Consider the following 22,337-nt stretch of genomic DNA (forward strand, 5'->3'; position numbering starts at 1 on the left):
TTACGCCACAACCCCTCGTTTATTTTCAAATTGTTTATACTCTTCGTTTGTCATAATTTTCTTTAAAATTCGAACGGACTTCCACACTTCTTCATATGTATTATATAAAGCAACTGGTGCAAGGCGAATGCCATTTGGCGCGCGAAAATCAGGAATTACTCCATTTGCTTTTAACGCTTTACATATACGAGCAGCTTCTGGGTGCTCTAAATAAATATGTCCTCCTCGTTTTTCGTCTTCTAAAGGATTTCCAATTGTAAATCCTTTATCTGTTAATTCATAATCAATCAAATGTAGCATATACCGTGTTATATGTAATGATTTTTGACGTAATCGATCTATGCCCGCCTCTTTAAAGATCTCAAGTGAGCCAATTAATGGTGCGATACTGAATATATGTGGTGTTCCAATTTGATACGCTCCAGCATGCTCAGCTGCTGTTAATGTATGTTCCATATCAAATTGTTTATCTTTTCTTGAACTGAACCAGCCGGAAAGACCGGGCAAACGAGCAAAATGTTTTTTATTTACATATAATCCGCCAACACTACCAGGACCTGCATTTAAATATTTATAATTACACCATACCGCAAAATCAACACCCCACTCTTGAAATTGATGCGGAATCGCCCCGATTGAATGACATAAATCAAATCCGATATGAATCCCTCTCTTATGTGCTTCAGCCGTCAATCGCTTCATATCTAAAATTTGTCCGCTTCGATATAAAACTGCTGGCAATAAAATTAAAGCGATATCATCTGTCATAGCAGCAATAATATCTTCCTCATCTAACGTTCTGCCGTCTCGACTTTTCACTCGAACAAGATGTTCATTTGGGTCTAATCCTTTTAAACGAATTTGGCTTTGCAAAGCATATATATCTGATGGAAATGTTAATTCATCTGCTAAAATCTTTGTACGAATCCCTTTCGGTTCATAAAATGTCGCAATCACCTGATGAATATTCGTCGTCGTGGAACCGGTTACAATTATTTCCTCAGACAATGCACCAATAAGCGGTGCGATATGTTCACTTAATTGTTCCGATAGAAAAAACCACGGATACTCTCCTTCTGTCCATCCATCAATTCCATGCTCTTTCCATGAATTTAACATAGTAAGTAATGACTTTTCAGCTCGTTTAGATAATAATCCTAATGAATTTCCATCTAAATATATTGTATCTGCTTTTTTATAAAATTCATTTTGAAAAGCAGCAAGTTCATCCTGTTTATCACTTTGGATTGCATACTCATAAGATGCCTCAAATGGGTTTTGATCCATAGTTCCACCTTCTTTTTAATTTTCTGTTTATTCTAACTAATTGAAATATAACATTATAACTATTGTAACGTCAATGATATTGTATTCGTTGCTCTCTTCCATATTACATATTGAAACCTTTGCATTCGTTTATAAAAGGTACTGTGCGAAACATTTCATAGTTTTGCTGTAAGTGATACATGTCCCTTTGTTTTTTGTAATGCTTTAATCATTCCATCACGTTGTATTTTTTCATGGAAAGTTAACTTATGTTCTTTCTTCATATCCTTTGTTTCTTTCCAGAAATCTTTTTGATCTCCTTGCATAGATTGTAATATGAGTGAAATTTATATTCTTCCCTTGTGAAAGAATACATAGGTGCTCTAATATATTTAATAACTCTCGAATATTCCACTTCTTTCACAAAAATCTTTTATAAAATACGGTATATCTTCCCTTCTTTCTCTTAAAGAAGGTACATATATCAGATAAGCATGTAAGCGATAATATAAATAAATTCTCCCTCAAAAAACCACTGTAAAAAACGAACAACTCTAACTCATTAAACTTTTGTTTGAGTAATACAACAAATGTATACCTTGCGAGAAAGAGAATCATAGATTTTCGATATAAAAATCGTTATGATATAAGAAAAAAGAAAGTGAGCAAAAGATGAAGAAAATCGCGATTATTACTGGTGCATCAAGTGGCTTTGGCTTATTAACAACTATTGAATTAGCTAAAAAAGATTATACTGTCATCGCTACCATGCGTGATCTGAATAAACAAGAAAATTTATTATCGCAAGCTGCCGCATTGCATTTGCAACATCATATCAAAATTCATCAACTGGATGTTACCGATCCAAATTCAATCCATACTTTTCAATTGTTTTTAAGAGAATTAGACCAAGTAGACCTTCTCATCAATAATGCCGGATATGCAAGCGGTGGTTTTGTAGAGGACATTCCTATAGAAGAATATCGTAAACAATTTGAAACGAACGTATTTGGGGCAATCTCCATCACACAAATTGTATTACCTTATATGAGAAAGCAAAAAAGCGGAAAAATTATGAATGTAAGTAGTATTAGTGGTCAAATTGGCTTTCCTGGCTTATCTCCTTACGTTTCTTCTAAACATGCATTAGAAGGTTGGAGTGAATCCCTCCGCTTAGAAGTAAAACAATTCGGAATCGATGTTTGTTTAATTGAGCCTGGTTCTTATAACACAAACATATGGGAAGTTGGAAAATCGCTAGCGAAACAGTACTCAGAAAACACTTCTCCTTATATAGAATATATGCAGAAAATACAACAACATATAAATAACGGGAGTGATACATTCGGTAATCCAATCGATGTTGCTAAGAAGATTGTAGCGGTTGCCGAAGCAAAAAAGACATCCTTTCGTTATCCCATTGGAAAAGGCGTAAAACTAATGATGACTGTAAAAAAACTGATTCCATGGAAATGGTGGGAGTTTCTAGTTCATAAAAACTTCAAAAGAATGTAACGGATATATAATAAGTTAAAGAAGACTGGCTGTTTCAAATTAAATCTAGCACAAATATAACTCATGAAAGCTATTTTTTATCATGAATTCACATAAAAAAACATCCCTACATTATGATGTAGAGATGTTTTTTGTAATCTTCTTATATTTTTATTAATTTACACAGCCTAAAATGCCAACAATCTCACTTGCCTTTGCATTATTAATGTAATAATACATTTCCAATCCTTTTCGTTCGGAACGTAGCACTTTTCCTTTCATTTTCGATAAGTGTTGAGATACAGTGGATTGCGGGATTTCTAAAATTTCGGTTAGCTGTGATACGTTACAAGTTTTTCTATTTTTTAACTCGTTAACAATTTGTAATCGTACTGGATGTGCCATCACTTTTAAAATATCTACATCTTCTTCTGTAATTTGTGTTTTTATCTCTTTACTTTTCATTGCCATGAGAATCTCTCCTTTTTTGTTGCATTTCTTTTTCTATAAAAGGCATTCAGAGAAAGTGAATGCCACCCCTGTAACTTATTTATTGTTATTCTATATAAAAATAATTAAATATAAATCTTACTTCATATCCGATATCTATATCATACACTTTCAATATGTGTTTTATATGAAGTTTATTTAAAGTTACAATGAATTTTTCACAAAAAATTCATTGTAACTTCTTGAAAAATATCTTTTTTGATTATTTTACTGAAACTGTTCTGTCCTACCCTCTTTTTCTTCGATGAAACCCTTGTGTGATTCGATCCAATATAATAGCGATTACGACAATGGCTAACCCAGCTTCAAACCCCATTCCAATATTCACTTGTGTTACAGAGCGATATACATCTACACCAAGTCCTGGCGCTCCTACAAGTGATGCAGTCACAACCATCGACAATGATAGCATAATACTCTGATTAATCCCGGCCATAATCGTTCCTGTCGCAAGTGGCAATTGTACTTTAAATAGCTTTTGTGATGCTGTAGATCCAAATGCATCTGCAGCTTCAATTAAATCTTCCGGTACTTGTCTAATTCCAAGGTCTGTAAAGCGAATCGTTGGTGGCATCGCAAAAATAACCGACGCGATAATCCCTGGCACTACCCCAACTCCAAAGAATGTAATGGCAGGAATTAAATACACAAATGCCGGCATTGTTTGCATAAAATCTAATGTTGGTTTTAAAAATTTCGAAAACCGTTCGTTTTGCGATGCTAAAATGCCAATAGGGATTCCAACAATGATAGAAATAATAACGGATGTCAGAACAAGCGCCAATGTTTGCATCGTTTGTTCCCAATAGTTAATGTTTAAAATAAATAATAAGCCAATCAATGTAAAAATAAGTAAAGAGACTTTCCTTGCTGTATACCAAATGAGAAAGCAAACAATGACAATCATTAAAAAAGCTGGAATGAATGTTAAAAAATTTGTCAGTAAATCAACAAAACCACCAATCACATAAGAAAATCCTCTAAATATATTTTCAAAATGCTCATATAAACTCGCTACAAACGTATCGACCCATTCACCTAACGGAATACGCGGAATATTATTCATTGTCATTCACCTCATCTTCAATATTTCCGGCAAGGGCTTGAATGACACTTTCTCGTTTAATAATCCCCCTTAGCCTATTTTTTTCATCAATAACAGGTAAAGGAAATTTCATTTCTGCCATTTTTGCATACGTTTCTTCTAGTAATGTATCTACATATACATGAGGAAGATCTGTGATTAACAAGTCTGCAATTGGCCATTGTTTTTGCACTGCTTTACTTGCATCATCAGCCGTTAAAATTCCTAAAAACTCATGTTTTTTATTGACTACATATACAGTAGATACCCCCGCATTTCTCATAATTTGCAGAGCTACGCGTGGTCCGCGGTCAATCAGTAATGTTTCTGGTCTTTTTAAAATAGATTCAGCAGTAATGACTTTTCCTAAGTTCACATCAGCAACAAATTTCTCTACAAATTCATTTGCTGGGCTCATCATAATTTCTTCAGGTGTTCCAATTTGGACAATTTCTCCATCTTTCATCAGCGCAATGCGATCTCCAATTCGAAGCGCTTCGTCTAAATCATGCGTAATAAAAATAATTGTTTTCTCCATTTTATCTTGCAGCTCTAATAATTCATCCTGCATTTCTTTTCGAATCAATGGATCTAATGCACTAAATGACTCATCCATTAGAAGCACGTCTGGATCATTCGTAAGCGCTCTTGCAATTCCAACACGTTGCTGCATCCCACCGCTTAATTGTCCTGGATAACTATCTTTATGATGATCTAATCCAACTAACTTGAGAGATTCTAACGCTTTTGCTTCTCTTTCTTCTACCGGTACCCCTTGTACTTCTAAACCATACGCTACATTTTGAATCACAGTTCGATGTGGGAATAAAGCAAATTTTTGAAATACCATGCTCATCTTCGTTCTTCGTACTTTGCGAAGCGCCTCTTTCCCCATTGTTGCGATATCTTCTTCATCTATGTATATATGCCCCGCTGTTGGCTTTATAAGTTGGTTAAGCATACGAACAAGTGTTGATTTTCCGCTTCCTGAAAGTCCCATAATCACAAATATTTCTCCTGTATATACTTCAAATGTTGCTTTTTTCACACCAACATTCATTCCTGTTTCTTTCAAGATTTCTGATTTACTTTTCCCCTCTTTTAATAAAGCAACTGCTCGTTGAGGATTTTTCCCGAATACTTTTGTCACGTTTTCCACACGTACTTTTGTATTTTTCATAAAACGACTCCTTTTCTGCCCATCTATTCACATAGTGTAGCGATTTTAAACAGAAATATTACATAGAAATAACAGAAATAAGCTTTCTTAAAATCTTTATTTTCCGTTCATAATAAGAAGGTTCACCTATACATTTATTTGTATACAAATGTTAGTGATGAAACGGGAGGATTTCAATGAAACGAAAAATATGGCTTATTAGCATCTTGTTATTTATCAGTATGATTATTACTTCTTGTAATGCAACAAACGCAAATACAAAAGGAAAAATTAAACTTGGTGTTACAAGTTGGAAAGAAAATATTGCAATTGCAAATTTATGGAAAGTTTTGCTAGAACAAAAAGGATATAAAGTAGAGCCAATGTATTTAGAAAAAGCAGCCATTTGGACTGGTGTTGCTCGTGGTGATATAGATGCAAATTTAGAAGTTTGGCTTCCAGTTACCGATAAACCGTTAAATAATCGGTATAAAAATGATATCGTTTTAAAAGCAAAATGGTATGAAGGAACGGGACTTGGCTTAGTTGTTCCTTCTTACATGAGAGACGTTAACAGCATCGAAGATTTAAATGCTCATAAAGAAGAATTCGGTAATAAAATTGTCGGTATTGAACCAGGTAGTAGCTTGATGAATTTAACAAATAAAGCGATGAAAGAATATGATGTAAAGTTAAAACTTGTCCAATCTTCAGAAGCGGCCATGATGAGTGAATTAAAAAAAGCATATACACAAAAGAAACCCATCGCTGTGACGCTTTGGAATCCACACTGGGGCTTTTCAGAATTTGATTTAAAATATTTAAAAGACCCTAAGAAAGTATATGGTGAAAAAGACGACATTTATTACTCTGTAAGAAAAGGATTTGAAAAAGATTATCCAGATGTTGTGAAATATTTTGATAGATGGAAAATGAATGATGAACAACTTGGTACTTTAATGGTTATGTTAAATAAAATAAAAGATCCTGAAGAAGCGGCACGAAAATGGATTAAAAAGAACCAAAGACTTGTGAATGAGTGGATGAAAGAATAATGCACCGTATAAAAACAGGCTAGGAAATAAATTATGTTCCTAGCCTGCTTTCCATTATTTTTTTGTAATAACCGCATCAACAATCCCGTATGTTTTTGCTTCTTCTGCCGTCATAAAGTAATCTCTTTCTGTATCACGCGCTACTTTTTCAATTGGTTGCCCTGTTCGGTCAGATATAATATTGTTAATATCTTGTTTTAACTTTAATATCCGCTTTGCTGTTATTTCAATCTCTGTTGCTTGCCCTTTTGCTCCGCCAAGCGGCTGGTGAATCATAATTTCACTATTTGGGAGCGCAAATCGTTTTCCTTTTGTTCCGCTAAGCAACAAAAGTGCCCCAAATGATGCTGCCAAGCCCATACAAAGCGTTTGTACATCTGGCTTAATCAAATTCATTGTATCTAAAATCGCAAATCCTGCTGTCGTCGAACCACCTGGACTATTAATATAAAGAAAAATATCTTTTTCTGCATCTTCTGCTTCTAAAAACAATAACTGCGCCACTACACTACTTGCAACTTGATCATTAATTTCTGAACCAATCATCACAATACGATCTTTTAATAATCTAGAATATATATCATAGGAGCGTTCTCCTAACTTTGTTTGTTCCACAACATATGGAATTGTATTCATCATAATCCCTCCATCTTATTGTTAAGCTGCACATAACATAAAATTGTAAGAAGAAGATTTTTTCGCACTGAACAATAGCATCGGCTCTTTAGAAGATACATGTGTAAAATGAATAGTTGGAAGAAGTTTTGTTAATAATTCTGGTTTTTGTTCACGAACCGCTGTTACGACTACCTTGGCATCATCTTGCCAAGCTAAGTTACCATCTTCTTCATTTCTCATTTTCAATTTATTTCTACTCCGAAATAACGAAGCTTTCACTGCTCCTTCTGATATCGAGCATATTTTCGCAATATCAGATAGATGATATTGAAAGACATCTTTTAACAGAAAAATGACAGCTTGCTGGGCATTTAGCGAAGTGACTACTTTTTCCGCCATCTCATGCAAATCAGCAATTATTTCATGTGGTGTTTCAAATGTTACTTCCTTCTCTAATTTCTCTTGAACAGATTTTACTTTTAATTGATCGAACCATTGATTTCGCGCAATTTTATATAGAAGCGTCATACAAATATCTTCCTCCTTATATTTTTGCAGTACTTTACAAACCGCTTCTTGCGCTAGGTCTTCACCATCCCATTTGTTTTTTGTTAAAAACATGCAGTATCTTTTTAATTCGGCATAATTCTCAATAAGAAAATTTTTATTTGAATAATCCATATCGATAGGGTTTTTAAACAATGGCATTACTTTTGTGCACAAAATAACCACTCCTTTTCAGCGCTTACTTAATGAACGATTGAAGGGATAAAAAAGTTACGAAGGAAATAAAAAATTTTTAAGGTTTATGTTTTTCAATGTGCGGTCATAAATATCTTATGTAGAATTTTACACAAGGAGGCTATCAAATGCCAAAATTAACTGTAATCGGCACTGGTACTTTTGATATTGAAGAAGGAACAAAATTAGTGTTAGCTCTTAAAGATAACGGCGTTCCAATTCTTCATCGTTGCGGCGGGAAAGCTCGCTGTACAACTTGTAGAGTTGAAGTCATCGCAGGAGATTTCTGTGAGCCTACGCCTAAAGAAACACATGCAATGACAGAGAAAGGCATTGAAGACCACTTACGATTATCATGTCAAATGCGGGTATATAAAGATTTAACTATCCGGCCCATATTAACGGTCGAAAATTCAGGTTTAGATGCTGGACCGCGTCCTGCAGAATAAGGCGGCGGAGTGTATCATGACTCTAAAACGTTTAGCTGGTGAATACGCTGTGCATTTTTGTAAAAGATGGGATGAAAATCGGACTTACTTGGTGCAGGATCTACTGTGTATTGGACGGTACAACGATTAGGACACCTTGTCAAAGAATGTCTTACGATTGAAGCTGTACCTACATCAATCGAAACAGAAAAATTAGCAACTCAGCTGTCTATCCCATTACACCCTTACAATACAATAGATTATCTTGATCTCACAATGGACGCGCAGATGAAATCCATCCCAATTTACAATTAATAAAAGGTGGAGGTGGTGCTCTTTTGCGAGAGAAAATAGTCACCTCTTCCTCTCAAAGATTGATTATAATTGCAAATGAATCAAAGCAAGTAGAAAAGTTAGGTACGTACGTTCCCTCTACCAATTGAAATCATTCCATTTGCCTATAATCAAACAGAAAAAAGATTCAATCGCTCGGTTGTCAAACTATGTTACGCATGAAAAACGGGCGCCCTTCCTTACAAACAATGGTAATTTCATTTTAGACTGCAGGTTTCCAAATCAAATTACAGCCTCACTTGAAATGCATCATCGTTTAAAAATGATAACGGGTGTTATTGAAACTGGATTATTTATTAATATGGTACATAAAGTGATCATTGGGACTGAAAATGGAATCATCGAATTATGATTCTTTCCCTTTAATCAATGGAGGGCCTCTTCCTCCCTCCCCTTTACTTTTGCTGAATTTTGAAATAGATATGTAATATTTCATAGAATGCTTGGATGATCTTATAACTATTGAAAGAAGTTTACATGTTTTATAATGTAATATATGTATAAATGATCCACTATTATATTAGAAAGGGTTGAATCAATTGAAATCGAAAAGAATTCAAGAAATGAAAGATTTAGAAATCGCCTTTCAAATTCGGAAAGAAGTATTTGTAAAAGAGCAAGGAGTTCCTCTTGAGGATGAATTCGATACATTTGACACGTTAAGTGAGTTATGCCAGCATATTTTAGTTTATTATAACGAAATACCGGTAGGAACGGGCCGAATTCGCTTTGTTGACAACATGGGGAAACTAGAAAGAATTTGTATCTTACAGCCTTACCGGAAATATGGACTTGGAAAAGTCATCATTCAAACGTTAGAAGAAATTGCCTATGAAAAAGGAGCCAACAAAGTAAAACTACATGGCCAAACACAGGCTGAAGGGTTTTATAAAAAATTACACTATCAGCCTTCTTCCGATGTTTTTATGGAAGATGGAATCCCTCATATTTTAATGACAAAAGAATTATCATGCTAAACATGACAAGATCCTTTCCATAAAAGGCATTGGAAACGCGCTGATTTTGAAAAGATAACACATATTTTATCGGAATGCTAAGAATACAAAGGAGCCCATCATCTATATAGTGGGTGACGGACTCCTTTTTACTATGAAGTGAACTTTTTCAGCAGCCTCTTCTTCATGTTAGTCCCTTTTTAATCCGAAAGTATTATAGTGAACTTTTATTCTCTCTTACTTCCCTACATAGTTTACATAATGATATTACATTTAACTTATAGTCGTTTCTCAAAAAAGTGCTGACAATACCTTTAGGATGCTCTTCTACAACACCAAATTCTCGATAGCCATGTTTTTTATAAAATGCAGGTGCTTGAAAGCTAAATGAATCAAACAAGATGAGACGACATCCTTTTTCCTTTGCGATTTCTTCTATTTTATATAACAACTTACCACCATATCCATCATGATGAATCGACTCATTCACCCATAAAAAATCGATATGAAGATGATAAAAATAAATCGTTCCCGTTATTCCTCCCAATGTTTTTCCGACATCGTCTTTTAAATAGAAAGCTTACCTGTTCCATCGGTTGTTTTACCTCATCTGGCAGAACGGACATATTATATTGAATAACTTTATTTTTTATATACTCACTTGCATTATTTTGTTGTGTAAATTTCAATACATGTTCTCCTTCTCATTTTCTTTTTAGCACTTTTCAACATCCAATCATTAATTTTCAAGTTTTCCCTATCAATTCAACAAAATGCTGTTTGGCAAAATAAATGCACCATGTTCTCGATAAAAAGGAATAGCATCTATAACAGCATCGATATGTATAGTTCCATATACATGTGGATACTCTTGACCATTTGATGATTTTTCATATTTTGTTTCTGCTTGAACACGTGTGGAATCTATTAAAAGTAAGACTAATTCCTTTTCAGTACGAAAGTGTTTTTCTGCAAGTGATGCCTCCTTAATTTCCCCGCTTATTTGTGCTGCTTCCCAATCTTCTTTTTTCATAACTTTTGTGATAGTACTCAATTTCTTTCTCTCCTTTTTAAATTCCAAAGTGAATCATATATTTATTCTCTTCTTTTGCTTGAATAATTTTGTTAGCCAATTCGTTCAGTTCAATCGATTTCTTCATATCTTTGGAAGATATAACTATATCTAAAAATTGAGATAATGATTCAGGTGGAATAATCGTAATCCCCCAATTTGCCAAACCATATTTAGGACGATCTAACGTATGAAAATATGTCTTCATTATCGATAAAGGTTCAAATAAGTTTGTAAGAATATCATCATTTACAGAAATACAGTTATATACATCTGGATTGTAACTCTTGTAAGTCTTTTGATTATTGATATTATGAATTATACCGAATTCGTGATTTATAGCCATACGTATAATCCCCCTTTTGATAGCTTTCCGCCTCTTTTCTTAACTAAATAACCATCAAAATATTCTTATTTTTGTTACATCGAGAATCATAATAAAATTTTTAAGGTATTTGCACTCAAAAATCATTAATAAAGTTGTTTCATTCTTATTGCACTAAATATGTTTTTGTAGCCACTGCTTAAATATCTTTAACTGTTCTTCAGTATGAAAATAATGTTCACCTGTTTCTATGACTTCTAATTTACAACGATGTTTTTTTGTAAAATAGTTAATAGTTTCAAATTCGCACAGTTTATCCTTGGCTCCATACATAATATATGTATCTGTATTCCATGTATGAATAGGATGTTCTTTTACATAGCATAAATAATCCCAATATAACTTTTGACCAATGGGTGTCTCTATAGTCATTTCTTTTTGCAAAAGCTCTGGTGTTACATGAAACCATTTCATCATATTTTCGATAATTCGTTCCATATTAACTACTGGTGATAAAAATAATGCCTTTTCTAACAAATCATTTTGATAGGCTAAAAGGCTAAAATAAGCTCCCATACTACATGCAAACACGCTTACTTCTTTCCAATGTTCTTTTGCGTAATTCATAATTATAGATAATTCGCTGACACAAAACTGTACTTTGCAAGGAGTAGTATCATTTTTTCTTTCTCCATGCTCAGGTAAATCAAAGCTTAACACTTGATAACCTTTTTGATTGGCTTCTTCAGCTAATATTTGAATAACTGCATCTTCCTTATTTGACATATTTCCATGTACTGCAATAAAAAATTTTTCACTCTTATCTCCCCATAAAATCACAGGAATATTACGAATTTTAAAATTATTTTCAAGCATATTTCCTCCATAGAATAAGACACATAGGAATTGGCAAAAAAAAACACACTTTATAATCCTCTACTCATTCCCAAAAAATTCAAACTATTCCTAGTTTATCACAAATGAATTATACTCTCTCTCTACCTATGTATAACAGAGCCTACTTTGTATTTAAAATCTTTCTTTTTTTCCATTTCTTCAGAAACTACAAGTTCTTCTTTTGATTCCTTATTGAGCTAATTTACTCCGTTAGTAGAAGAAAGGTTTTTAAACAATTATATTATTTTTTTAATGACTTTATTGTAAATGAAACAACTGTATTCTCTCTGCACAGTAAAGTTGCTTTCGGAATAATTGATAATAAATTTTACGTAGAATTCAAACGATAAAAAGGGGCGAAATCATTCGCTCCTTTTTTATTTCTAAAGAGGTGTTAATTATCATTATGTATAACCTAATTTAATTCATATAATTTCGAAGGAGTAACTTCTGTATCTATATTGAATTTTTCAAGAACAACTTCTCCTCTATTCTTACACCCTAACCTTTATCATCAAAACATAATGACTAACATAATTTTTGTAATCCTTGTTCCATGAAACACCTTGTTAATTTATGTGCGTATACTCATAATATTATAAAATGACAACAATCCCCTTTATATTTTCTCTACTTTCTTATTTGTAAATAAGCCCGAATCATAAAATAACTCACTTCATCTGGGAGCTGTTCTTTTATTGACTTTAAACCGCCCTCTGCATGTTGAACTGCTGATTCGATAAGTGATTTATACTCTGTTGGCACAAAGCTTTCCCACTCTACTTTCATCCCTTCTTCCGAACAACGAATTAAATGATTTTCTACCGTTTGACGCGATAACCCTCTTACTTTTGCAATCTCACTGAGTTCAGTGCCCCGCTCATACATTTCATACGTTTCTAAATGAGAGTTTTTAGAAGCTTTCCCTAATTTTTTTCGCTCAGTCACAACTTCTGTTTTTAATGTTTCTTCGTAATTCGGATTTTCTTCCATAAAATGAAGCACTGCTTGTAAAAAGTGAGAACCGTACTTCGCCAGTTTATGCTCGCCTATTCCTTTTACTTGCAGGAGTTCTGTCTCGTTTTTCGGCATTTTCGCACACATATCTGTTAACGTTTGATCAGAAAAAATAACAAATGGCGGTACCCCTTCGCTTTGTGCAATCTCTTTTCGAATTTCACGAAGCACTTCGAAAAGCGGATGGTCCTGTACAATTTGTCTTGTTTCTACTCTTTCTTTACGCAGTACACGTTCGTTTCCAAGCAATACTTCTTTTCCTTTTGCGGTTACTTTTAATGTTGGATACGTTCCATGCTCTACCGCAATTAATTCATCCGAAATTAAAAACTCAATAAATTCACTCACTTCTTTTACACTGCGATCTGATAAAAGCCCATACGTTGGAAGTGTATGAAAACGAAATTCAAGCACTTTTTTATTTTTTGATCCTGTTAACACTTGTGCAATCATTTGTTTTCCAAAGCGTTGATTCGTTCGAATCATACAGGATAAAACCATTTGCGCTTCTCTAGTTACATCAATACTTTCACGCTCATCTGTACAATTTCCACAGCGGCCACAATCCCCTTCTGGCACTTCGCCAAAGTAATCTAGAATAAAAGATTGTAAACATTGTTCCGTATGGCAATAATCGGTCATGTACTGCAATTTCTCTAATTCATTTGAGAAACGTGACTCTCCCGTCGATTGATCAATTAAAAAACGTTGCACTTGTACATCTTGAGAGGAATATAACAAAATACATTCACTATCTAATCCATCACGACCAGCACGACCTGCTTCTTGATAATAGCTTTCCATATTTTTCGGAAGTTGATAATGAATTACATATCTTATATTCGATTTATCAATTCCCATACCAAATGCCGATGTTGCGACCATGACACTGACTTCATCTCGCAAAAAACGTTCTTGTTGTTCATCACGTTCATAGTCGCTCATCCCAGCGTGATAGCGCGCAACAGAAACGCCGGCCTTACTTAGTTCTTCATATAGCTGGTCTACGACTTTTCGCGTTGCCGCATAAATGATTCCAGATTCTTTTTGGTTTTGCCGAATATATTCTTTCAAATATGCATTGCGATCTTGTCCTTTTATAACAGAGAATGATAAGTTTTCTCTCTCAAACGTTGTCATGATCGTATGAGTAGGATCAATGTCTAATGCACGGCAAATGTCTTCTCGTACTTGCGGCGTTGCAGTTGCAGTTAACGCGAGCACGATTGGCTTTTCTGGCAAGTAATCTAATATGCGATGTATATGTAAATAACTTGGACGGAAATCATGTCCCCATTGTGAAATACAGTGGGCTTCATCAATTGCGATCATCGGTATTTTCATATCGATTAATTGATCCACAAATTCCATCGAATCGAGACGCTCCGGTGCAACATAAAGCAATTTATAATGCCCTTGCTTCGCTAACTGTATACGCTGATTCGCTTCTGTTATCGAAATAGAACTATTAATATATGTGGCTGAAATCCCATTTTGTACAAGTGTATCTACCTGATCTTTCATAAGTGAAATCAAAGGTGAAATCACTAAAGTCGTCCCCTCAAATACCAATGCAGGAATTTGATAACAAATCGATTTCCCGCCACCTGTTGGCATAATACAAACTGTATCTTTCCCATCCAATACATTTTTAATTGTTTCATCTTGTCCTCTGCGAAATGACGAGTAGCCAAAATAAGAGGATAAAAGTTCTTGTGCTTTTGTAAACAACAAAAATTCACCTGCTTTTCTTAATCTTTCATCTAGCTCATATTATATCATCAATTTTCCATCAGTGTCGCTCTCACTATTTCGCCTTATATTTCTATATCATTGCAAAACCTTCATGTAAAAATGAAGAAATCCACTTATTTTTATCATTATTTTCATACGTGTGCTATTCGGTAGTTTTTATTGTGCTCATTATATAAACGTAGCGCAATCCATTCACAATTAAGTGGTACATAGAAACATGTGCAACATAAAAATTAGAATATTCCTTCCCTAAAACGATACGCATTACTATAAGGGAGGTTTATATATGAAACAAAAAAATAATGTAATTGCGTTTCCGCTTTCAAATAAACAAAGAAAATCCTCGTATGATAACACATGGAAAGATGAGTCACATTATAAATATGAACCATTATTTTCATACAAAAAGATTGTTTATTTCTTTTTAAAAAAGATCAAACAGTTATGGACATAATTAAAAACTTTCTCAACATCATCCTTATAGACTTCACACTTTGCAATCGTTAATATGTAATTAATCTGTTGGATACAAAACCCCTTCTTACGACCCGTAATGTATTTGTATTTGCGGGTCTTTTTTGATTTCACTCTTATGTTTTTCCATGTATATAGGTTGTGCTAATCCATTTATGTTCATTTTTTTCTCAATACAAAACCTTCTTTCAATTTGTTATAATCAAAGTACTCCAGATGAGTTATGACTCGTCAACATTATCTAGTTAAAGAGACCTATCTGCGGGAAGTAGGTCTCTTTGACTTTTTTGAAATTTCTTGCATCTGTTTCTATATAGGTACGAATCTTCTTTTCTTTGTTCTCTCCAACATGACTTATTAGCTTTTTGATACTTACATTTTCTCCTTTACATTTCACGTATAACCATATATTTTATTAATATCTTTTTATATTTTTTGGGAGGAAACAGATTGATTAACGCCATAGGTCTCGCCTTTATTCTTTCTAATAAGCTAGAGAAGAAAAAAAGAGTTTATTTAAATGATAGGTTTGCACTAATAGATATTTTAGAATCAAAAGAAGTTTATGATTCTGAAGGAAATCCGCTCGTAGAATTAACCTGTAAATATAGTATTTACTTAGATGAAAAATATTATTGTAAATCGCTCGACGACTATACCGGACAAGTATTCCCTTTCCTAAGCGCAAAAGTAGGAAAAGGCCTCGTTAGAAATTTAAATTACTATTTTTCACACATTGATCTATATGATAAAAAGCCACCAGTTAAAGAGATTAGACAGCTTATGAAACAAGTCATACATGATAGATAATATTTTCTAGTATATCATAAACGATTCTTTTATAAGTAAGGGGGGAATCTTTTTCTCCCCCTCTTTTTATACATCAACAATTTATCTTCCCTTATATGAATTCTTGATATCACTCTTGTCCCTTTCATGCTTCGGAATGTTTAGAATTATATTGTCCCTTCTTCATTCCCAACAAAAGATTCGTGTTCTAAAATAATATAAAAAAGCAACTCTAGATTTTTTAGAGTTGCTTTTTGTCACCATCTAATACTATGTGACTTTATAGCGAGTCAAATACTTGTGAGGGTAAATGCATTTATTTATTAGATTCCACCACCATGTTCTGACATGTATGATACTGTTTCATACTTTAATTCAGAAGAAGCATTATCTTTTGTAATAGGACTATTTAAACCAAATGATACTACTGCAACACTCATTAAACCTAACAATGCAATTTTAATCTTTTTCATTTTAAACGCCCCTTTTCTTTTAATAAATTTTTAGCTTCGTGACTCATATGATAATAGTCACTTGCTTTTTCTTTCATACCCATATTATACCATTTGATAGCTAATAGTTCGCTATAAATCTGTACATCTTTCCATAAATCTTGTTTTTTAAAGTAAGAAATCCCTTCTAAAATACATTTCTCTAGATTTGTAATTGATTTATTTTCAATCATCGTTTTTAAGATTGTAAAATGATGATCGTATTCTTCTGTACAACACTGTAGGCCTTCATGGATATAAAATTGAGCCTCTGCTAGATTTCCTAGTTTGAAGTGTTCACGTGCTAACACATACATCCCTCTTTTTTGATAGGGTGCTCTTGGATAAGTAAATTTTTCAAATACATCTGTAAGATGCCGCACTGCTAATTCTGAAAGATTTTGATCGGCATAGAATAAACCTAAGTTATAACGAACGGTCAAAGCTGCTTTTTCTTCATTATTTCGTTCAAGAATATTTAAAGCAGCAATCAAATATTCTTCTGCCATCTCAAATTGTTCTAATGTAACGCAAGCCATGCCTAAAGTATTTTTACATGCTCCAACTTTTGTTTCGTAGCCTTCTTGACTTGAAAAATACTCAAGGGCCTTTGTAGCGTAATGAATCGCTAATGTTGGTTGTGATAAATAATAATGGTATAGGGCAATCCGATAATGGTACTCCGCTGTTTCAGCTTCATTTGGCATCATATCCAGTAGATTAGCTGCGAGTTCCCGATGGTATTCTGCACAATTATAGTTTCCAGTTTCAGTGTGATAAATAAAATGAAAGAAATGATAATAATATTTCAAAAAGCAATCTGGCATATCTTTTATGTAGTCAAATCCTTCAAGACTTTTTTCGAAATCGCCGGTTAACATCTGATATCTAAAGTTTAATAAAGAGTAATAAATAAAAGAATCTGTATGCTTCTTCATATTATTAAATTTATCATCCATCGCTTTTTTTAGAACCATTGCTTGATCTAATTGTTGAGAAAGCATTTTCTGGTACCATTCGTCTAATAAATCATACCCTTTGTCGGCGATAGTCTTTATTCCCATACGAGACCTCCTTTTTCAAGAATATTATCTAAATTTTACCATGAACACTCCAGCTAAAGAGCATATTAATTCCTGATTTATATTGAGAAATAATTATCAGATAATTTAACTTCACGAGTACTAGTAATTTTCTTCTTTATTCCACTCTATATGTATAAAAAACAACTCCTTATAATTAATAACAATGAAAAAAGCTGACTTTTAATATAGCAAGTCAGCTTTTTGATGAAATGAAGATTTATTAGCCGATGATTTCCTACCGCAAAGACTCAAGTATAATTCTAGCAATCTTAGGCAAAATGCAAAAGAGAAAACACTAAATCTCTTCTCCCTTTTCCACAGCACCTTTCAATCTCTGAAGCATATATCCAATCCCTTTGCATCCTGCTAATGGATATGTAATCCTATCTTCTGGATATAGTTTTGTGACTACTTTTTTATGTTTCTTTCCCGCTAGTAGAACAATTTCATCGAACTCTAGCAATCCTTTATCCACCATTTGTTTTTTGAGTTGCTCTACATTAACAATCTCGTCACTCTTCGAGTCAAAAGCGAGATCATAGTTTTCTGTTACAATGTCATTTGGTCTTAAAAATCCATGCTTTGCCGATAATATTACCCAATCCTCAAAAAACATTCCCGCATATGCCTGACATGCTTTTCCAAACGAGCTAATATAAACGTCTTTCGCTTTTGTTGGACCTTGACTTGGGTACTTATCCCAAATTTTCTTTTTCCCACAGGGAATAATACATAATCGTTTCATCATCAACTGCTACCTCATCTTATATCTTTTTCCATATTTCAATCATAATACTTTTACTTCATCAAAAAAACTGTCACAATCGACAGTGTACAAAGAAAGGTTATATAAAAAGGACAAGCAAACCATAGGTTACTTGTCCTTCTTTTCATCCATCCCTACTATTATAGAGCTTGGAATGTTTCTGTTAATACAGGAACGATTTGTTTTTTACGAGATACAACACCTTTTAAAGTAGCTGTGTTGTTTTCTAATGTTACGTTGTATGCTTTTTCAACAGCATTTGCTGCTTTCCCGATCGCAAGGCCGACAGAATCGTTTGTTAAGATATCTGTTACAACGAATAAGAATAAATCTAATCCTTTCTCTTCTACTACTGCAGAAATAACTTTTTCTAATTCTGCTTGGTGTACAAGAACGTCGTTTGTATCAACAGCGTTTACTTGTGCAATTTCAACTTTCGCGTTACCCATTTGGAATTCTTTTGCGTCAAGAGAAATTAATTGCTCCATTGTTTTACCACTTAAATCTGCACCAGCTTTTAACATTTCTAAGCCGTAGCTTTCTGCATCAACGCCAGCGATTTCAGCCAATTCACGAGCTGCAGCTACGTCTTGTTCTGTGCAAGTTGGTGATTTAAACAATAAAGAATCTGAGATAATTGCAGATAACATTAAACCTGCAATTTCTTTACGAATTGCAACGCCATTTTCTTTGTACATTTTGTTTAAGATTGTAGCTGTACAACCAACTGGCTCACAACGATAGTATAAAGGATCGCTCGTTTCAAAGTTAGCAATACGATGATGATCGATAACTTCTAACACACGAACAGATTCGATATCGTTAGCACTTTGTTGACGTTCGTTATGGTCAACTAAAATAACGTTGTCCACTTCGTTTGCTACTGTCTCAACAAAACGCGGTCCTTCTACTTTAAAATAATCTAACGCAAATTGAGTTTCACCGCTGATCTCACCTAAACGTACAGGCTCAGCATTCATTCCTAATTCTTTTTTTAGTTCTGCATAAGCAATTGCAGAACAAATTGCATCTGTATCTGGGTTTTTATGCCCGAAAACTAGTACTTTTTCCATGATTTCCACCTCTTCATCAAAAGGATATCTTAAAGAAGCAAATATGACAATATTTTAAGCAGATTTTTTTATAAATAAAATCAAGTTTCTCTTCTTTTCAAATAAAAATAGAATCAAATATGTAATAAAATGATAGGAAATGATGAATTTAAAGGCGGATTACTTGCATAAAGTCTCTGCTGACATCATCAAAAACTACGGTGTGATTTGTATGGAAGATTTGCAAGTGTCAAATGTGCTCAAGAATCACAAATTAGCGAAGCATCATGTTCACAATTTAGAACCATGTTAGCGTACAAAGCAAAATGCTATGCCAAAGAAGTAGTTGCTGTGTCGAAAACATTCGCTTCCAGTCAGACGTGAAGAAAGGTCATTCTATACAAAAATGACCTTTCTTTATTTGATTTAATTGTCGTGTGAAGCATGATGCATGATAGACGTAACGCCATTATTAACAAGATTTACATCCATTACTTGATAAAAGGCATTCCCTGTATCCGCAATTTCCCAAACAGCTAAAATAAGATGGTATCCACTGCGATCAGTTGGTACATTTGCTTCATGCGTTACTGTTACTCCTGGTTTTACTCCCCCATCATTTTTCACATAGAATGGTATTAAATCTAATTGAGAACGTGACAATGGCTTATTCGGGTTCCAATCTTTTTTCGTTATATAATATTTCCACTCTTTCGTACTATGCGGAGCAGTTAATTTCCACTTGAATTCATTCTTTCCCCCTTGAATCGTTACTTTTTTCCATCGCTCAGCGGTTTGGACGTCTAAATTCGGGAAATTTCCAGCACCCGCAATTTGTCCATCAACTGGACCTGATTGCGGAAATCCCCCTACTCCTTCTACACTTTGCGGTTCATATTGAATTGGACCACAATTTACATTTACACCTTTGCTGCATAAATACGAACGACTAGAAGGTGATTCCACATACCCATGTGCAGACGCCTTTTCTGCAAAACCAAATGTTATCACTCCTGTTAGTATAATTCCACAACTGAGAATAACTTTCTTCATACTTTGCCATTTTTTCTTTTTCATCACGCGGTTCCCTCCCTATCCATAAACGAAAATAACTCTGCTTAAGTTGCCTAGTCATCTTCTCTACATCAAGTATAAACGAAGGGAACTTGTCCATAGAACCGAAATTAAACTTTCTCAAACAAAAGTTGCTCAACCTTTATGATTTTTATTTTCATCCACTAGATTCTCTTCCATTGTTACCCATGATGCTTCTAAAGTATCACTTAAAAAACGGGTAACAAATTGCAGTTCTTCCTGTGTGTATCTACTTAAAAATTGTACAACCCCTTTATTTATTTCTTGATGTAATGCTTGATGTAAATGAAATAACTCTTTTCCTAAAGAAGTTGTTTTAAATAAAATTTCCTTTTTATTATTTGGAATGGTTTCTGTCACAATCAAATTTTTATTCATTAATCGGCGAGTCATTTTCGATACACTCCCCTTTGGAATCCCCGTTTCAGATGCGATTGTAATTCCATTAACCGGTTCATGCTTTCCAATCGCATCAAGAACATGAAGCATTTTTACTGTTACTTCTTTTAACAATGTAGCAATATGAGGATTTTTACAATTTTGAAGTAACCATTCTCTCTCCTCATCCTCTTCCTGTCCCCACTTTTTAGCCAGTTCTCCCGTTAAGTTCACGATTTGCTTTATTAATATATTTTTATCATTGTTAAAAGCCGATGCCATAAAAAAACTCCTTTACATTTGTGTTTTTATTAGTATATCAAGAAGGGGTAGAAGATTAAAGTTTCCGAGAAACAATTTGACAAAACTTGAATATATATTTATTATTGTTTCCAAGAAACTTAAATGTTTCTTGGAAACAATAATGTTAAAGGAGATGAACATATGATTAAAAATAATGTTATGCAAAAAGTATGTATGTACGAATTCGGTACTTCAAAAGTTATGAAATTAGAAGAACAAGCAATTCCCATTCCCGGTTCTGGAGAAGTAATTGTACGAATTGCATTTGCTTCCGTCAATTTTTTAGATATTCAACATCGGCGGGGTGATTTAGTAACACAAAATTTTTATCAAAAAAAGGGCGGAATCTCCCATACCTTCCCCGTTACTTTAGGTAGTCAAGGCGTCGGTACTGTCGAAGCAATTGGTCCAAATGTAGAGACCATTCAAGTTGGAGATCGCGTAGTCTGTGCTGGAGGAAGCGGCACTTATGCGAGTCATGTTTTAATTTCATCTCAAAGAGTAATCCCTATTCCAGATGAAATCAGTTTTGAACATGCAGCTGCAGGATTAATCCAAGGGTTTCTAGCTTGGGCATTTACGAACTATGCCTATCCGATCAAAAAAGAAGATTGGTGCTTAATTCATGCGGCAGCCGGTGGAATCGGACTCTTTTTATGCCAAATGGCAAAAATACGCGGTGGCCATGTGATTGGTGTTACATCAAAAAAAGAAAAGGCTCGTTATGTAATGGAGGCTGGTGCTGATGAAGTGATCATTTCTACACAGTCGGATATAGTAAAAGAAGTAAAACGCATTACAAACGGGCAAGGTGTAAATGTTGTCTATGATGGTGTTGGTAAAGATACTTTTGACGCGAGTTTAAATAGTCTTGCTCTTGGCGGATATATGATAAACTATGGACAATCTAGCGGATATGTTCCTCCTATCGATTTAATGACACTTCAAGAAAAAGGTTCTCTCTTTATAACAAGAACAAATGGTCTTCCCTATATGAAATATTGGTCTCAATATATTCGCGATTTTGTTACATGGGTTCAAAGCGGAAAACTTTCTATTAAAATTGATCGAACTTACTCCCTTGCAGATGCTGACCTCGCCCATGAAGCTGTTGAACGAAGAGAGACTAGCGGAAGAATTTTACTTACTCCTTAAAAACATTTAAATACGAGG

Annotated in this window: 23 protein-coding genes and 4 pseudogenes; 9 read left to right on the forward strand and 18 right to left on the reverse strand. The window is 34.0% G+C overall.

Annotation, left to right across the window (positions count from 1 at the left end; translation table 11 throughout):
• Both kynU and MR056_RS03420 read right to left on the reverse strand, forming a co-directional pair.
• Entirely contained in the window at positions 1-1,287 is a 1,287-nt protein-coding gene (gene kynU / locus MR056_RS03415) for a kynureninase (protein WP_012094384.1), read from the reverse strand.
• Positions 1,288-1,442: 155 nt separating this feature from the next.
• A pseudogene (locus tag MR056_RS03420) lies at positions 1,443-1,778 on the reverse strand (sigma-54-dependent Fis family transcriptional regulator); the annotation flags it as partial.
• Between the two features lie 160 nt (positions 1,779-1,938).
• On the opposite strand from MR056_RS03420, the gene MR056_RS03425 reads away from it, so the two are divergent.
• Positions 1,939-2,781, forward strand: a complete 843-nt coding sequence (locus tag MR056_RS03425; protein WP_012094385.1) for an oxidoreductase — start codon at positions 1,939-1,941, stop codon at positions 2,779-2,781.
• A gap of 153 nt (positions 2,782-2,934) precedes the next feature.
• Here MR056_RS03425 and MR056_RS03430 read toward each other — a convergent pair whose 3' ends face one another.
• The 3 genes from MR056_RS03430 to MR056_RS03440 form a co-directional block, all read right to left on the reverse strand.
• Positions 2,935-3,231, reverse strand: coding sequence for an ArsR/SmtB family transcription factor (locus MR056_RS03430; RefSeq protein ID WP_048723025.1), 297 nt, complete (start codon positions 3,229-3,231; stop codon positions 2,935-2,937).
• A gap of 265 nt (positions 3,232-3,496) precedes the next feature.
• Complete coding sequence (locus tag MR056_RS03435; protein WP_012094387.1) at positions 3,497-4,336, reverse strand: ABC transporter permease; 840 nt, start codon at positions 4,334-4,336, stop codon at positions 3,497-3,499.
• A complete protein-coding gene (locus MR056_RS03440; RefSeq protein WP_087098764.1) occupies positions 4,329-5,534 on the reverse strand; it encodes a quaternary amine ABC transporter ATP-binding protein in 1,206 nt (401 codons plus the stop codon). Before MR056_RS03440 ends, MR056_RS03435 begins: the two co-directional genes overlap by 8 nt.
• 176 nt (positions 5,535-5,710) lie before the next feature.
• On the opposite strand from MR056_RS03440, the gene MR056_RS03445 reads away from it, so the two are divergent.
• Positions 5,711-6,568: a glycine betaine ABC transporter substrate-binding protein gene (locus MR056_RS03445; RefSeq protein ID WP_087098766.1), complete on the forward strand. Its 858-nt coding sequence runs from the start codon at positions 5,711-5,713 to the stop codon at positions 6,566-6,568.
• Between the two features lie 54 nt (positions 6,569-6,622).
• On the opposite strand, the gene clpP is transcribed toward MR056_RS03445, so the two are convergent.
• Together clpP and MR056_RS03455 are read right to left on the reverse strand one after the other, a co-directional pair.
• On the reverse strand, positions 6,623-7,204 hold the full coding sequence (gene clpP / locus MR056_RS03450) for an ATP-dependent Clp endopeptidase proteolytic subunit ClpP (RefSeq protein WP_041809745.1): 582 nt from the start codon (positions 7,202-7,204) through the stop codon (positions 6,623-6,625).
• A gap of 21 nt (positions 7,205-7,225) precedes the next feature.
• The gene (locus MR056_RS03455) at positions 7,226-7,909 is read right to left on the reverse strand and encodes an RNA polymerase subunit sigma-70 (RefSeq protein WP_087098768.1); all 684 of its coding nucleotides are present in this window, start codon (positions 7,907-7,909) and stop codon (positions 7,226-7,228) included.
• Between the two features lie 146 nt (positions 7,910-8,055).
• On the opposite strand from MR056_RS03455, the gene MR056_RS03460 reads away from it, so the two are divergent.
• From MR056_RS03460 to MR056_RS03475, 3 genes and pseudogenes are all read left to right on the forward strand, one after another.
• Positions 8,056-8,376, forward strand: coding sequence for a 2Fe-2S iron-sulfur cluster-binding protein (locus MR056_RS03460; RefSeq protein WP_087098770.1), 321 nt, complete (start codon positions 8,056-8,058; stop codon positions 8,374-8,376).
• Positions 8,377-8,392: 16 nt separating this feature from the next.
• Positions 8,393-9,061: pseudogene (gene rpiA / locus MR056_RS22215) on the forward strand (ribose 5-phosphate isomerase A).
• Between the two features lie 187 nt (positions 9,062-9,248).
• A complete protein-coding gene (locus MR056_RS03475; RefSeq protein WP_012094393.1) occupies positions 9,249-9,686 on the forward strand; it encodes a GNAT family N-acetyltransferase in 438 nt (145 codons plus the stop codon).
• Positions 9,687-9,943: 257 nt separating this feature from the next.
• On the opposite strand, the pseudogene MR056_RS03480 reads toward MR056_RS03475, so the two are convergent.
• From MR056_RS03480 to recQ, 5 genes and pseudogenes are all read right to left on the reverse strand, one after another.
• A pseudogene (locus tag MR056_RS03480) lies at positions 9,944-10,291 on the reverse strand (GNAT family N-acetyltransferase).
• Between the two features lie 134 nt (positions 10,292-10,425).
• Positions 10,426-10,719, reverse strand: a complete 294-nt coding sequence (locus MR056_RS03485) for a DUF952 domain-containing protein (protein ID WP_242136517.1) — start codon at positions 10,717-10,719, stop codon at positions 10,426-10,428.
• Between the two features lie 16 nt (positions 10,720-10,735).
• Positions 10,736-11,083, reverse strand: coding sequence for a hypothetical protein (locus tag MR056_RS03490; protein WP_012094395.1), 348 nt, complete (start codon positions 11,081-11,083; stop codon positions 10,736-10,738).
• A gap of 153 nt (positions 11,084-11,236) precedes the next feature.
• On the reverse strand, positions 11,237-11,938 hold the full coding sequence (locus MR056_RS03495; RefSeq protein ID WP_048723031.1) for an alpha/beta hydrolase: 702 nt from the start codon (positions 11,936-11,938) through the stop codon (positions 11,237-11,239).
• 651 nt (positions 11,939-12,589) lie between these two features.
• Positions 12,590-14,707 (reverse strand): DNA helicase RecQ, encoded by a 2,118-nt coding sequence (recQ, locus tag MR056_RS03500; RefSeq protein ID WP_041809749.1) that lies wholly within the window; start codon positions 14,705-14,707, stop codon positions 12,590-12,592.
• Positions 14,708-15,017: 310 nt separating this feature from the next.
• Between recQ and MR056_RS03505 the strand changes: the two genes are divergently transcribed.
• Complete coding sequence (locus MR056_RS03505) at positions 15,018-15,185, forward strand: hypothetical protein (protein ID WP_164468628.1); 168 nt, start codon at positions 15,018-15,020, stop codon at positions 15,183-15,185.
• A gap of 470 nt (positions 15,186-15,655) precedes the next feature.
• Positions 15,656-16,015 (forward strand): hypothetical protein, encoded by a 360-nt coding sequence (locus tag MR056_RS03510; RefSeq protein ID WP_012094398.1) that lies wholly within the window; start codon positions 15,656-15,658, stop codon positions 16,013-16,015.
• 302 nt (positions 16,016-16,317) lie between these two features.
• Here the strand turns inward: MR056_RS03510 and MR056_RS03515 are convergent, their stop codons facing one another.
• From MR056_RS03515 to ppaC, 4 genes are all read right to left on the reverse strand, one after another.
• On the reverse strand, positions 16,318-16,467 hold the full coding sequence (locus tag MR056_RS03515) for a Phr family secreted Rap phosphatase inhibitor (protein ID WP_012094399.1): 150 nt from the start codon (positions 16,465-16,467) through the stop codon (positions 16,318-16,320).
• Positions 16,464-17,549, reverse strand: a complete 1,086-nt coding sequence (locus MR056_RS03520; protein WP_012094400.1) for a response regulator aspartate phosphatase — start codon at positions 17,547-17,549, stop codon at positions 16,464-16,466. The genes MR056_RS03515 and MR056_RS03520 overlap by 4 nt, the downstream gene beginning before the upstream one ends.
• Before the next feature lie 316 nt (positions 17,550-17,865).
• Positions 17,866-18,315, reverse strand: coding sequence for a DUF6884 domain-containing protein (locus tag MR056_RS03525; protein WP_041810389.1), 450 nt, complete (start codon positions 18,313-18,315; stop codon positions 17,866-17,868).
• Between the two features lie 161 nt (positions 18,316-18,476).
• Positions 18,477-19,409: a manganese-dependent inorganic pyrophosphatase gene (gene ppaC / locus MR056_RS03530; protein ID WP_012094402.1), complete on the reverse strand. Its 933-nt coding sequence runs from the start codon at positions 19,407-19,409 to the stop codon at positions 18,477-18,479.
• Positions 19,410-19,554: 145 nt separating this feature from the next.
• On the opposite strand from ppaC, the pseudogene MR056_RS03535 reads away from it, so the two are divergent.
• A pseudogene (locus MR056_RS03535) lies at positions 19,555-19,766 on the forward strand (IS200/IS605 family accessory protein TnpB-related protein); the annotation flags it as partial.
• 48 nt (positions 19,767-19,814) lie between these two features.
• Here the strand turns inward: MR056_RS03535 and MR056_RS03540 are convergent.
• Both MR056_RS03540 and MR056_RS03545 read right to left on the reverse strand, forming a co-directional pair.
• Positions 19,815-20,465, reverse strand: a complete 651-nt coding sequence (locus MR056_RS03540) for a lytic polysaccharide monooxygenase (RefSeq protein WP_012094404.1) — start codon at positions 20,463-20,465, stop codon at positions 19,815-19,817.
• A gap of 132 nt (positions 20,466-20,597) precedes the next feature.
• Positions 20,598-21,143, reverse strand: coding sequence for a MarR family transcriptional regulator (locus tag MR056_RS03545; protein WP_012094405.1), 546 nt, complete (start codon positions 21,141-21,143; stop codon positions 20,598-20,600).
• A 162-nt stretch (positions 21,144-21,305) separates the two neighbouring features.
• Here MR056_RS03545 and MR056_RS03550 point away from each other — a divergent pair, with 162 nt between their 5' ends.
• Positions 21,306-22,319 carry a quinone oxidoreductase family protein gene (locus MR056_RS03550; protein ID WP_048723038.1) on the forward strand — a complete coding sequence of 338 codons (1,014 nt, stop codon included), beginning with the start codon at positions 21,306-21,308 and terminating at the stop codon, positions 22,317-22,319.
• Positions 22,320-22,337: the final 18 nt, after the last annotated feature.

The sequence above is a fragment of the Bacillus cereus group sp. BfR-BA-01360 genome (assembly GCF_022663595.1).
Taxonomy (GTDB): domain Bacteria; phylum Bacillota; class Bacilli; order Bacillales; family Bacillaceae_G; genus Bacillus_A; species Bacillus_A cytotoxicus.